Consider the following 14185-nt stretch of genomic DNA (forward strand, 5'->3'; position numbering starts at 1 on the left):
TAGTTAATTCGTATCGTTCGATGTGGCACTCAGTATTCAAGCCGTTGCGCATTCAAGGTATTGAGGGCTGAAATAGATCAGGCCATCACTTCGTGAAGAACGCGCTCAAGATAATGCTTCTCCTGCCGCACATCTTCAATCTGTTGCGGCCCGGATGTCTCGCGTTCAATCGTCACCGATCCTGTGTATCCCACGCGATGCAGCCTGGTGAATACCTCGCGGAAGTTAACCAGCCCCTTGCCGATCAATACTTCTTCCCCGAGATTGCTGGGATCGGTCGGCCACTTGCCATCCTTGGCATGGATGCTGCGAATATGCGGTCCCAGAATATCCACCGCGTCCACAGGATTCGCTTTCCCGTACAGGATCAAATTCGCAGTATCCAGCCCTACCGCCAGATTTGGCATAGCCACATCGCGAATCATCCGCGACATTGTCGTCGGCGTCTCCTGCCCCGTCTCCATCAGGAAGTACTGCCCATTTCCATGGCAATGCTCCGCTACCGTGCGAATGGCCTCAACGGCTCCTGGATAGAGAGGATCGGCGGGGTCTTCAGGCATGAATCCGCAGTGCGTCTGCACCTGTTCTACGCTTAACTCTTTGGCAAAATCCGATACCTGGCGTAGAGCGTCAATACGCGCAGTCCGAGTCTTCAAGGGGATCACACCAATTGTCGAAGGTCCGCGATTGAAGTTCCATTCCAGAGGCCCTGGTCCAACCACTTCGACGGTCGTAACCGTGACGTTATACTTCGCCAGCAGCTCGCGATATTGCGTCACAACATCCGGCGTGAACTTTCCAATATAACCATCTAAAGATAAAAAGCAGTTGGAAAATCCAAGATCGCGCAACACGCGAAAGTGTTGTTCTGGATCACTGAAAGGAGCGATCAGCAGGCCAAGCTCCATAGGCTTTAAACGAGTGGCAGGAGTGGCGGCAAAGCCGCTTACGGATTGCAGTCCGTCTGCAGCCAAAGCAGCCGCTCCCATGCCAAGAAACATTCTCCGGTCCATAAACACCCCTTATGTGATTGCACTATTAGAGCATCAATAGGGGTGTTTATGACTAGTCCCATGCCGAACGTTAAGGCTTTTCGCGAAAGTGCAGATAGCCCCAGCGATCTGGAATATGCATGTTGACAACGCCCTGCGGCGACCACACCCAGTTATCTTCCTTCGGCTGGCCAGCCTTCCATTCGACACGGCTGAAATTTGCGCGCCACTCATCACCCACCTGCGGTTTGGTCACCGGCAGTCGCGATGCAAAAGCACTCCACGGAATCGCAATCTCCACCGTCCATCCGTGGTCTTTATCACTTGATTTATTGAGTGTTCCATTCACCGCAACCGCTGTCTTCAGGCCAGGAATATCCCAGGAGTTATCCGGCTTACCGCCCTCGCGATATGGCTTGTTCAGGTAGAGATCCCAGCTTGTATTGAGTGCATTGATTTCAAACTCAAAGTACCCCGCAGCTCCTGCCAGAGGCTTGAGAAACAGTTCGAAATCATTGTCTTGATAGATGATGGAATCGTGCTTCGTCAGCGTACCTTTAACATCCGGCTCTTCCATCTCAGTCGCGATATAAAGATACGTATCATCCCATAACATTTTGGTGCGTGTCTTGAATCGAGGCTGAGGTTTCGCAGACCCTTCAATGTCGACGAAATCATTTGTCCACGCTGCTGCACGCCATGCGCGATCATCCAACTTTCCGTCAATGTGCAACGGGGCAGATGCGCGATAACATTCATAACTCTTTGGCGTCTCCTGGGCCTGCAGGACGGTAAATGTAAGAGCCGCAAATATAACCAGTTGCACAATCCTGATAAAACGAAACATAACTCACCTCTGACACTATCAATACGAATCGATTTGAAAATCAAACATTGAAACTTAGAAGTTTTTCTGAATTACCTTCAGCAGCGAATGTGGTGCGGGCGCATCGCTCAGCAGTTGCCAGATCATGATGCCGCCATACTGCTTCCCGAGTAGAGTTTCCTTAGCCATCGTATCTTCGCCGACATAGTTGAAAGCCTGGCCATCATCCATCAGCCCGCCTCCAACCATGTCCACTTTCCAGGCATTCGGATACGCAGCCAGAATCGTCGCGTAGTCTTCTTCCTTGGTGTCGCTGGTGTTCGATCCAAAAAAAGGAACGCCGAGCACAATCTCGTTCTTCGGCACCTTCTTGTTAATCGAATAGAACTCCATCTGCGTAAGCGCACCCGCGTACGAGGCGTAGTTCATTACGTTGATGAAGTCGAACTGATGCAGGGCTGAGTCCGGCATCGAATCCTGCATGTACTTCGCGACCGCCGCAGTAATGAGCAGTCCTCGTGGGCGAAATTTATCGACTACCGTTTTTACAAACACGCCAAACGGAGCACCCATGTTGCTCGGATCCTCAATGTCCACATCTACGCCATCCAGCTTATGCGCAATCACATATTTGTCGAGCGACGCAACCAGGGCATCCGACAGACCAGCGTTGTAGAACTGCAATATCAGTTGATCTCCGCCACCGCCGCCAATCGAGATCAGCACCTTTACACCCGCAGCATGTGCGGCTGTAACAAACGAATCTACGTCCGCATCGGACTCACCTTTAATCCCAAAATCCATGTTGCTCTTCGCAGTGCAAACCCCATCGCACTTCGGCGGATTTCCAAACGCCAGGTTCAGGTGCGTCATCTTTGTGAAATCCAACTTGCTGGAATAACTCGCAAAGTTTCCGCCCTCATAGCAGGGAAGATATCCAACAAGCATTGGGCCTGATCCAGTCGCAGGAGCTGCATATCCAGTTCCACTGGAAGTCAGAACAACACAAAATGCCATGGCAGCAGCGAACAAAGGCCGCCAGGACAAACGGCGCGCCCAATCATTGATACAAGAACCGTTATGCATCACTTATCTTCTCCTGTGGGTCGTAGAATGCGTCCGGAAATGCGTCTGAGAATGTATCTGCCTGCGAAGTGGAAAGTCCGGGTGTCGTCCCGCAAATTGCTATAGCCTGCTCCGGATAATTCCCTGTAAATCAGAGTACAACCCGCCCGGGCCATGTACCACTACAAATGCCCTAAGCGGCAGGCAAACTTAGACCGCGAAGAAGAAGCCACAGTCAATCTCATACAATAAAAATGGAGAGAGCATAGTTGGAGAGAGCAATGAGCGACGGTCGCGAAGAAAGAGAAGAACGGGAGAAGCGTCGAGAGCAGGAAGAGCGAGAGAACCGGGAAGACTGGATCGACCGCGACCACGCAAGTGAGTGGGAGTTGGAGCGGGTCGATTCCTGAAGTTCCGCCCCGGCAAGCCTCATCGCCACTCCGGACTCTGGCACGGCAGAATGGTAATACGCAAGCGTCTGCCTCGCCAACGCGCCTCTGACGGCGATGATTATTATTGCGGTGATTGTCATTGCAATGATCGCTATCGTGTGGCAGCTCAGACGCAAAAACACCCATGCTTGTCCAGTTCAAACACAGGTTTTCGCTGCGTTCGCACCCGACGGCCTGTACCTGTTAGATTCATGGCAAGTAAATCGCATACAAAACGCTGACGGTTATACCCATATACGACGGCAGCGATCCATATTCCTTCCAACAACGGAGATTATCAATTGAAACGAAAATGCGCAGTGCTCCTCAGTATGGTCATCACAAGTGTTCTTGCCAACGGACAGGCAAGCCGGCCCGTCTCTGCGTATTTGACGACAGAGGATCGGAGTGCGCTGCTGGAGCGCCAGCCAGATGCACAGCAATGGCAGAGCACCGCCGCTGCCAATCTTCCCGTGGTCACTGTCGATGATGCGGTATCCATGCAGACAATCGAAGGTTTCGGATTTGCACTTACAGGCGGCAGCGCACAACTGATTCATCGCATGAGCCCCACAGCCCGGCACAAGTTACTGGTAGAGCTCTTCGGCAACTCCGGAGACGGCATCGGGGTGAGCTATCTTCGATTGACCATTGGCTCCTCCGATATGAACGATCATGTTTACACTTACGACGACATGCCGTCCGGTGAGAAGGACAGCAAATTGAAGCACTTCAGCCTGCGCGAAGATGAAGCGGATGTTATCCCCGTGATGCAGGAAATTCTCCAGGTGAATCCGAAACTCAAGATACTTGCCTCGCCGTGGTCCGCTCCCTCCTGGATGAAAGACAACGACAATTCCAAAGGTGGCAGCCTCCTGCCGGAGTTTTACCCCGCGTATGCAAAGTATTTTGTGCGCTATATCAAGGGCATGCAGCGGCATGGAATCACAATTGCCGAGCTGACGATTCAGAACGAGCCGCTGAACCCCAAAAACACGCCCAGCATGGTGATGGAATCGAAGGATGAAGCCACCTTTATTCGCGAAGCATTGGGCCCCGCGTTACATGGCTCGCATCTGAATACCAAGATTTTGGCATGGGACCATAACTGCAATCATCCCGAGTATCCGCTGACCGTTCTCAATGATCCGCAGGCAGGTCCTTATGTTGCTGGCAGCGCCTTTCATCTATATGAAGGAGAGATTTCAGCGCTGTCGGAAGTGCATGACGCGCATCCCGACAAGGACATCTACTTCACCGAACAGATGGTAATTGAAAATCGCAAAGGACCAACGCTGCCTGTCGCCAATCCTGTAGAGCGAATCGTAATTGCAGCAACACGTAACTGGAGCCGCACCGTTCTGCTCTGGAACCTGGCTGCGGATACGACGTTCGGGCCGCATACATCCAACGGTGGCTGCCCCGTTTGCCAGGGCGCTATAACTCTGGATGGAGATCAGGTGCAGAGAAACATCGCTTTCTACGCTATCGCTCAGGTCTCGAAGTTTGTGCCCCCAGCCTCTGTGCGCGTGGCGAGCACCGGCGGCGACGATCTGGGAAACGTGGCCTTCCGCACACCTAACGGACAAATTGCCCTCTTGGTGACGAACAACAGCAAAGTCGATCGAACTTTTGTGATCGCGTGGCACCAGCAGAGCATCACGGCAAAACTGGCCGCTGGCAGTGTTGCTACGTACCTTTGGTGAGCCGTATCTTGAATGATCTCGCGATTGAATGATCTCGTGATTGGAGATCAGGAAGATTCACTTATGAAACACACGATTAGCAGCCTGATATCTTGACCAATCAGCTCTCTGTTACGGCATTCACATCAACGCCTATCTTCAGCGCCAGGTTGCAATCGCAGCCTGGCGCTGAAGCTATTTTGCGGTGCATCTAGGCAATCGCAAAGTGTATCTGTCCTGAACACGAAAAGGAGCATGACTAAGTAGATCGGAGCTACGATAACAATCGTGCTACCGAATCACCCGGTCATGCTCATCCGCTCTTTCCGCTCACGCCAATGCGTCCTTTAGACGCGCTTGTCAGATCCGACGCGAAAAAGCGAAGTCTTTTCCTGCTTTATCCCCTTTTGTTCTTTTAACCATGCGCTATGTTCCATGCGGCTGATCTTCTCCGCTATGGCGAGGCTGATGAAGTGATTCAGGGAGATACCTTCCTGGTGCGCGAGATCGTTGGCTTCGTGCCGCATGGAAGGAGATAGACGTAGTGGAAAGCACTGGCGTCTTTGATATTCCTCAGGCATACACCATTCCCTCAAACGTTCGCCTGCTTTGTTGCGTGTAGTCAGTCCGTGTAACTCGGCTGTCCACGAAGTAAATCCGCGAATTAGCCGATTCCATACGCATCTCTGAGCAAATTACTATGGTAACTGTGCTCTTCATCTTTTTCCGGCTACCTCTTTGAAGATAGGCTCAAATATAACTCAGATGCGCAGTGCATATGCAAGGGCATTTTCGTTTTCGGTAATACTTTATTTTTGAACTAGTCCCATTAGTAACCTAAAGCCATTTAGCTCGACTGGATAGCTACACTTCTTATCGTCATTCACCCAAGAGATGCTCTACCGATTCGCGCCGCGGTGTTGAAAACGACAAATGGCTAATCGATGCGCAAATTCAGCACCGGCACGTATGTATCTATAAATCAATAGATTAGAGGGTTTTAATAGTCTACAAAGCCCACTGGCCCTGGTCGTGCAAAACATCCGGACTTGAATCCAGGTTGAAATTTCCTTCCGCTATCCACAGACGAGCGAAATAGCTTTCCGCTTTTTCGTTGAAAGGTAGAGAAAAGGTAACGTGACATCACTAGTGATATCAATCTGAGACATTTTCTATCTGCACCTACTAACAAAACAGATAGATCCACCCTACTATGGGTAAGCCGTACAGGTTACTTTGCGGAGTTACTTCTGAGTCACTGTCTGATCCTTTTTTGTTGAAACATTGCTTCTGATCGGTCTGCGAAATCCCGGCCTCCACTAACTACGACAGACCGTCATGCCATGACACTTGATTGCTGCATCGGATCTGCAAAAAACAAGAATTTGCCTGATTTCCAAGGAGCCATGAATGTTTATGACGTCGCTATCTCACCTTCTCAGTCACAACAGTCTGGATAGAGCAAACAAAGACAGGGCAAGCAAAAATGTGCGCCGAGTGCAGTCTCCTGCATCTCGCAAAAGCGGTCGCGCAGGAATAGTGGCTTCTCTCTTTGTTATGGCTCTCTGCGTTGTGCTTGCCGGTTGCGGTGGCGGCGGTTATGCAGGAGGCGGAATCACGGGAGTGTCAGCATCGTCAGTCGTTCTCGACGCTGGGCAATCCTACGAGGTGACGGCAAATATTTCGGAACCTCTTCCCGTCGCATGGTCGCTTTCAGGAGCGAGCTGTTCGGGGAGCACGTGCGGTACGCTTTCTACGACAACAGGCGCGGCAACGACCTATACGGCTCCCACGGGCGTTACTGCGCAGATGAAACTCACGCTCCTGGCCGCTGTGAATGGCACGAAGAGCCAGCAGTCAGTAAGCGTAACCGTGAATCCCGATCCGACGATCAGTGGAACTCCCTCCGGCGGAGTGATCGGCTCGGCATATACGGCGACGCTGGTAACGGCAGGTGGAACGGGCCCTCTGACGCTGAGCTTATCGAACGGAGCTTTGCCTCCAGGCCTTGCATTCGATGCTTCGACGGGTGTGATTTCCGGCACGCCGACAACGCTGGGCACATACACATTTACCGCAAAGCTGACTGACTCCAGCACCGTTCCATACACGGTCAAAGTTCCTGAGACGATCACCATCTCCCCGACAAACCTGACCCTGACAACGACCAACCTTCCGAATGGCACGGTGAACGTGCCCTATACCGGGACGATCATAGCCACCGGCGGAGTACCGCCCTACATGTGCGCAATCACCGGCGGCACGCTGCCAACGGGTTTGACGCTGAACGGTTGCACAGTGAGTGGCATACCGACAGGGCCCGGTTCTTCAACGGTAATCGTGAAGGTGACAGACACTGCAAATCCTGTGGACACGACGTCAGGACCTGAAACGATCACCATCTCTCCATCCGCATTAATACTGACGGCAACCACGCTGCCCAACGGCACGGTGAATGTGCCCTACACGTCACTCATTGGAGTAAGCGGCGGCGTATCACCCTACTCGTGCGCCATCACCAGCGGCACACTGCCAACGGGCTTGAAGCTGACCGGTTGCACGGTAAGCGGTACTCCAACAACGGCTGGGACATCGACCGTAACAGTCAAGGCAACGGACACGGCGAATCCTGTAGACACGACGACCGGACCTGAAACGATCGTCATCTCCCCATCCGCGCTAACGCTGACGGCAACTACGCTGCCCAACGGCACAGTGAATGTACCCTACACGTCACTCATTGGAGTAAGCGGCGGCGTCTCACCCTACTCGTGCGCCATCACCAGCGGCACACTGCCTGCCGGACTTTCGCTTAGCGGTTGCACAGTAAGCGGTACTCCAACGACAGCCGGCACATCGACGGTAACAGTGAAGACGACTGATTCAGCGAATCCTGTAGACACGACGACCGGACCTGAGACGATCACCATCTCCCCATCCGCATTAACACTGACGGCAACCACGCTGCCCAATGGCACAGTGAGTGTTCCCTACACGTCACTCATCGGAGTGAGCGGCGGCGTCTCGCCTTACATGTGCGCCATCACCAGCGGCACACTGCCTGCCGGACTTTCGCTCAGCGGCTGCACGGTGAGCGGCACTCCAACGACAGCCGGCACATCGACCGTAACGGTGAGGGCGACAGACTCGGCAAGTCCTGCGGATACGGTGGCAGGACCAGAGACCATCATCATCGCTCCTGCTCCCATGCTGACCATCTCAACGCTTCCGAACGGCACAGTCCAGGTGCCATACAGTTCTGCGATCACAGCCAGCGGTGGAACCTCGCCCTACTCGTGCTCGATCTCGAGTGGCACACTCCCCGCAGGGCTGACTCTGGCAGGTTGCACGGTAAGCGGTACGCCGACGACTGCTGGCGCTTCCAATGTAAGCGTGAAGGTGACGGACTCCGCCAGTCCTGCAAAAGCAACAACCAAGGCGGAGACGATCGTCATCGCTCCAGCGCCTCTTACCTTGACATCCACAACGCTTCCGAACGGCACAGTGAGCGTGCCTTACTCGGCGACAATCGGCACGAGTGGCGGCGTCGGGCCTTACATATGCACAATCACGAGCGGCACACTGCCCGCAGGCTTGACTCTGGGCGCGGGTTGCGTAGTGAGTGGCACGCCGACCACGGCTGGTACATCGGCCGTAACGGTAAGGGTGACAGATTCGGCAACGCCCGCTAACACGGTTGCTGGGCCGGAGACGATCATCATCGCTCCAGCACCTCTGACACTCACTTCAACCAAGCTTCCGAACGGCACAGTGAGCGTTCCTTACTCGGCGACAATCGGCACGAGTGGCGGCGTCGGGCCTTACATATGCGCAATCACGAGCGGCACATTACCCGCAGGCTTGACGCTTGGCGCGGGTTGCGTGGTGAGCGGCACTCCGACCACCCCAGGCACATCGAACGTAACGGTGAGGGTGACAGATTCGGCAACGCCCGCTAACACAGTGGTTGGGCCGGAGGCGATCATCATCGCTCCAGCGCCTCTGATTCTCACTTCGAGCACTCTTCCGAATGGCACAGTGAATGTACCCTACTTGTCACTCATTGGAGTAAGTGGCGGAGTCGGGCCATACTCCTGCACGGTCACAAGCGGTACATTGCCCGCAGGTTTGACACTGGGCGCGGGATGCGTGGTGAGCGGTACTCCGACCACTCCTGGCACATCGACCGTAACGGTGAGGGTGACGGATTCAGCAACGCCCGCTAACACGGTTGCTGGACCGGAGACGATCATCATCGCTCCAGCGCCTCTGATTCTCACTTCGAGCACGCTTCCGAACGGCACCGTGGGTGTAGCTTACTCGTCACTCATAGGGGTAAGCGGCGGAGTTTCGCCATACTCCTGCGTAATCACGAGCGGCACATTGCCCGCAGGCTTGACGCTGGGGGCGGGATGCGTGGTGAGCGGTATTCCGACCACCCCAGGCACATCGACCGTAACGGTGAGGGTGACAGATTCAGCAACGCCCGCTAACACAGTGGTTGGGCCGGAGACGATCATCATCGCTCCAGCGCCTCTGATCCTGACCGCAGCAACGCTTCCAAACGGCACCGTGGGTGTAGCTTACTCGTCACTCATAGGAGTAAGCGGCGGTGTCGGGCCATATTCCTGCACGGTCATAAGCGGTACATTGCCAACAGGCTTGACGCTGGGCGCCGGTTGCGTAGTGAGCGGCACTCCGACCACGGCTGGCACATCGGCCGTAACGGTGAGGGTGACGGATTCGGCAACGCCCGCTAACACAGTGGTTGGGCCGGAGACGATCATCATCGCTCCAGCGCCTCTGATCCTCACTTCGGGCACGCTTCCCAACGGCACAGTGAATGTGCCCTACTCATCGATCATTGGAGTGAGCGGCGGAGTTTCTCCTTACTCCTGCAGCATCGCCTCAGGCACATTACCAAATGGCCTGATCCTCAATAACTGCACGGTAACGGGAACTCCGACGATTGCCGGAACCAGCACCATCATCGTGAATGTTTCCGACTCCGCCGCTCCTGCGGATAAGACCAGCGGTCAAGAAACGATCCTCATTAACCCAGCGCCCCTGGTTCTAACGAATTCGACTCTGCCCAATGGCACAGTCGGTGTGCCATACACCACAATCATCGGCGTGAACGGCGGCGTCTCGCCTTACATGTGCGCAGTCACCAGCGGCACGCTTCCCGCGGGTCTATCACTGACCGGTTGCACGGTGAGCGGAACTCCAACCACGGCCGGGCCATCGACGGTAACAGTAAAGGTGACGGATTCGGCAAGTCCTGCGGATACGTTGTCCGGACCTGAGACGATCACCATCAACCCGGCTCCAGTGCTGGTCATCTCGACTCTGCCGAATGGCACGGTTGGGGTTGTATACAGCGCGACGATCGGAGCCTCCGGTGGAATATCACCCTACTCCTGCTCGATCACGAGTGGCACACTTCCGACGGGTCTATCACTGACCGGTTGCATCGTGAGCGGAACTCCAATCACGGCCGGGCCATCGACAGTAACCGTAAAGGTGACGGACTCGAGCAAGCCTGCGATCTCCTTTATCGGATCAGAAACCATCACAATCGAACCGGCAGCGGCACTAAGCCTGACAGCAACACTGCCAGGTGCAACTCAGAACACGCCTTACACTTACCAGTTCCAGGCCACTGGTGGCACACCGCAGTACAGCTACACCCAGCCGATGGGCGCTCTGCCTCCCGGTATCACACTCACTTCTACCGGACTGCTCAGCGGTACTCCGACCCAGGTGGGAGCCTACAGCTTCAGCGTAACGGTAACGGACAACTCTTTACCTCAGCAGACTGTGACCGTGCCACTGATTCTCCTGGTAAGTTATCCTTCGAGCCCAAATAACGGGGAGTTGAAAGGACCATACGCCTATCTGTTCCAGGGATACGACGATGTGGTGGCGGGAGTGCTGGCTTATCAGACCGCGTCTGTCGGAAGCTTTACAGCCGATGGCATGGGCGGAATAAGCGCAGGCGAGATCGACCAGAATCATCAATCATCCACGCCGGCTGGAACCACGATAAGCTCCGAACCTTTCCTGGGTACCTATGAGATCGACGCGAACAACGATAACCGTGGGCTCGTGACGATTACTACTCTGAAGCCTGATGGCACAGTCGATCAGACCATCACGTATGCCATCTCGTTGAAGGCTCCAGTCGCACCCGCAACGGCGTCTCCAGAGGGCAGCCTGATTGAATATGACGATAATCAGCTTGTCGGCACACGTGGCTCCGGGTCGCTGCTTGCACAAGTGCCTTCGGCCTTTCCGAACGGACTCGTTGGAAACTACGCTTTCGGTCTATCAGGTGACACCCCCTGCCTGATTTCATGCACGGTGGGTATCGCTACAGGCCCCGTGGCCACGGTGGGTCAGTTCACCGCGGACACTGGCAACATTACCTCGGGCATGGCCGATGCGAATATCGCCAGTGCAAACTTCAGCAGCGCACAACTGAACGGAACGTATGAACCGGCCGACACAAACGGTCGTGTACAGATGACGCTGATAAATGGCGGTATCAACGACGGCCTGTATCCAGCGGACTACGCAGTCTACATGGTCAATGCCAACGAAGCATTTGTGATGTCTACCGACAAGCACTCCGCCTATTCCCTACTGGCCGGTACTGCTCAGCAGCAAACGCAGAGCACGTTCAGTAATGCTTCGATGGACGGCCCGTTTGTCGGGTATGAGAATGCCCAGACAGACCCCGGCCTGGTCGGACAGGTACTGCAGAGTGTGCTGAACTTCTCGTCGGCTACCGTTTTCCGCGCTGTAGGAGATGGCGCCGGTAACTGCGATACAACCAACGTGGACAGCGGCGGCCTGACAGCGCTGGTCAATAGCCTGACCGGCATCGGAAATAAGGATCTGCTGTTGGAGGCCCTGTTGGGAACAACTTCAACAACAGGCGAAACAACATGCAATGGAGTAAGTAGCATTGGTCGTGGAGAGCTGCAGTACCCAACCCCGCCAAGTCTGATTTCGGCGCTGCTTGGCTTGCTCGGTCTACCGACCGGCGCACCGCCACCACGCGTCTTCTACCTCGTATCGCCTAACCAGGGATACTTTCTCGAAACGGGTTACGCGGGGCTTGGCCAATTCGAAGCGCAGACCGGCGGGCCCTTCACCCTGTCGTCCGTCAGTGGAAACTATGTTGAGGGCAGCATCCCTGCAAGCTCTCTGGCAAGTATCAACTCCACTGGCTATCTGACTGCGGATGGTGCGGGAAACATCAACTCTACATACGCGGAGAACATTGGCGTCGGCACGATCAATGTGCTTCAAATCACAACGTCTACACCCGAGACCTACAGTCTCTCTGACCCGACGCCCGACTCGACGACGACAGCGGCAGATGCAGGCCGTTACGCCCTCAGCGATGGAACAACCATTATTTACGCGATTTCGCCAAACAGGTTCGTGTTTATCGATACGAATCCGCTTACGACTTCGCCCGGAATATCCCTCGCGTATTGAGCAACGTAACTGCTGTTCCAACACGGGACCATCTTGGCCCATAGGAGAATGTAAACGCGATGCGCTTTCTGAATATGGCAATCGTAGTAGCAATTTTCGGAGCTTCTGCTGCCCTCGCGCAGCAGAAGGCTTCGGATCCTTCCCTTATCACTCCACGCTTCGACCTCGGAATTGGATACAACTACACCGGAGCGAATGCACCGCCGGGAGGGTGCCCATGTTTCAGCATGCAGGGCGCCTTTATCTCCGGCAATGTTCAGGTGAACCATTGGATCGGCTTCACCGGAAAAGTCACAGGCGGTCATGCGACTGACATCAGCGCCCTGGGGCAGAACCTTACCCTGACGACTTTCCTGGGCGGCCCGAAGGTATCTTTGCAGCGGCATCGCATTGTTCCCTTCGGAGAGTTTCTCGTTGGAGGAGCGCGAGGAACCGGCTCCTACTTCCCAACCGCTACGTCCAGTACTTCGAGCGCATCGAGTTTTGCCTTCTCTGCGGGTGGCGGCCTCGACATTAATCTCACGCGTCATCTTGCCATCCGCGCGATCGATGCGGAGTACCTGCATACGGGCTTTCCCAACGCGGTGCAGGGAACGCAAAACCAGATTGAAATTGGAACCGGCGTAGTCTTCAAATTCGGTGGGCATGAGAAGCCTCAGGAAATTGCGAAACCAAAGCCGCTGCAACCCATGTCCGAATTCAGCCTGACCTGCAGCGCGTCCCAGCCAAGAGTGGACCAGGGGCGCCCAGTGGACATCGTAGGGCGAGCCTTTACGGTGCCTGACCTGCTGGATGTTCGCTACAGTTGGACGACGACCGGTGGAGTCATCCACGGAGAGGGCCGCCTGATCACAATCGACACGGCAGGCCTGTCTCCTGGCGACTACCAGGTCTCCGGACATGCAGCTCTCGTATCCGACGCAGAGGCCGTTGCAAACTGCGTAGCCACGTTCCATATCGAGAAGGGCGTCGAACAGGCTCCTCCAGCCCAGGAAATCAACATCGCGCCACCGGCATCCGAAGCGGATGAGCAAGCCTTCCGCGAGCATGTGAAGGATGCATTCTTCAACTACGACACGTATGATCTGCGCCCAGATGCAAAAGCCTCACTCGCGGCGGATGCACAGTATCTGAATGCCCATCCGGCAATGAACATCACGATTGGCGGATATTCAGATGAGCGTGGATCGACAGAATATAACCTGGCTCTCAGTCTGAAACGTGCCACCTCGGCACGCGATGCACTGGAGGCTGCTGGTGTGTCGTCATCCCGCATGCAGGTCATCAGCTACGGCAAGGAGAAGCCGTTCTGCACGGAACAGAACGAAAGCTGCTTCCAACAGAATCGCCGTGCGCAACTCACGTTGAACAAATAGCCCGAGTATTGACGATTGATGCAGTAAAACATTCAGGGTTATTCCTATGTTGGCAGGCGACCTATAGAGTCGCCTGCCAACAACTGTTTTACAGGGCCTGTAGCTCTCCGCGAATAAATCCCATGCCAGAACCGCAGGCACGATAAACCGCAGGCACCAGGTGGCAGCGATGATCCGGCATGATCCCGGTCATCGCGTCCAGGGAATAGGAGACAGCACTCATTCGTCTGTTCAGGTATCGCCCCTGCACATGTCCAGTTTCACAATGTCGACAGGGATGTGAATTTGTTTCACGTACGTC

At 54.8% G+C, this 14185-nt stretch carries 9 protein-coding genes; 4 read left to right on the plus strand and 5 right to left on the minus strand.

What is annotated here, in order from left to right; genetic code table 11:
• Positions 1-77: 77 nt before the first annotated feature.
• From OHL19_RS02760 to OHL19_RS02770, 3 genes are all read right to left on the minus strand, one after another.
• The gene (locus OHL19_RS02760) at positions 78-1013 is read right to left on the minus strand and encodes a sugar phosphate isomerase/epimerase family protein (RefSeq protein ID WP_263356057.1); all 936 of its coding nucleotides are present in this window, start codon (positions 1011-1013) and stop codon (positions 78-80) included.
• Positions 1014-1083: 70 nt separating this feature from the next.
• Positions 1084-1839 carry a carbohydrate-binding family 9-like protein gene (locus tag OHL19_RS02765; protein WP_263356058.1) on the minus strand — a complete coding sequence of 252 codons (756 nt, stop codon included), beginning with the start codon at positions 1837-1839 and terminating at the stop codon, positions 1084-1086.
• Positions 1840-1893: 54 nt separating this feature from the next.
• The gene (locus tag OHL19_RS02770; RefSeq protein WP_263356059.1) at positions 1894-2766 is read right to left on the minus strand and encodes a glycosyl hydrolase family 18 protein; all 873 of its coding nucleotides are present in this window, start codon (positions 2764-2766) and stop codon (positions 1894-1896) included.
• Positions 2767-3164: 398 nt separating this feature from the next.
• On the opposite strand from OHL19_RS02770, the gene OHL19_RS02775 reads away from it, so the two are divergent.
• Both OHL19_RS02775 and OHL19_RS02780 read left to right on the plus strand, forming a co-directional pair.
• On the plus strand, positions 3165-3293 hold the full coding sequence (locus tag OHL19_RS02775; RefSeq protein ID WP_263356060.1) for a hypothetical protein: 129 nt from the start codon (positions 3165-3167) through the stop codon (positions 3291-3293).
• A gap of 323 nt (positions 3294-3616) precedes the next feature.
• Positions 3617-5020: a glycoside hydrolase family 30 protein gene (locus OHL19_RS02780; protein WP_263356061.1), complete on the plus strand. Its 1404-nt coding sequence runs from the start codon at positions 3617-3619 to the stop codon at positions 5018-5020.
• Between the two features lie 326 nt (positions 5021-5346).
• Here the strand turns inward: OHL19_RS02780 and OHL19_RS02785 are convergent, their stop codons facing one another.
• Positions 5347-5580 (minus strand): toxin-antitoxin system HicB family antitoxin, encoded by a 234-nt coding sequence (locus OHL19_RS02785; protein ID WP_263356062.1) that lies wholly within the window; start codon positions 5578-5580, stop codon positions 5347-5349.
• A gap of 958 nt (positions 5581-6538) precedes the next feature.
• On the opposite strand from OHL19_RS02785, the gene OHL19_RS02790 reads away from it, so the two are divergent.
• Both OHL19_RS02790 and OHL19_RS02795 read left to right on the plus strand, forming a co-directional pair.
• Positions 6539-12508 (plus strand): beta strand repeat-containing protein, encoded by a 5970-nt coding sequence (locus tag OHL19_RS02790; protein WP_263356063.1) that lies wholly within the window; start codon positions 6539-6541, stop codon positions 12506-12508.
• Positions 12509-12567: 59 nt separating this feature from the next.
• The gene (locus OHL19_RS02795; RefSeq protein WP_263356064.1) at positions 12568-13884 is read left to right on the plus strand and encodes an OmpA family protein; all 1317 of its coding nucleotides are present in this window, start codon (positions 12568-12570) and stop codon (positions 13882-13884) included.
• Positions 13885-13972: 88 nt separating this feature from the next.
• Here OHL19_RS02795 and OHL19_RS02800 read toward each other — a convergent pair whose 3' ends face one another.
• The gene (locus OHL19_RS02800) at positions 13973-14107 is read right to left on the minus strand and encodes a hypothetical protein (RefSeq protein WP_263356065.1); all 135 of its coding nucleotides are present in this window, start codon (positions 14105-14107) and stop codon (positions 13973-13975) included.
• Between the last annotated feature and the right edge of the window lie 78 nt (positions 14108-14185).

The organism is Acidicapsa ligni, assembly GCF_025685655.1.
GTDB classification, from domain to species: domain Bacteria; phylum Acidobacteriota; class Terriglobia; order Terriglobales; family Acidobacteriaceae; genus Acidicapsa; species Acidicapsa ligni.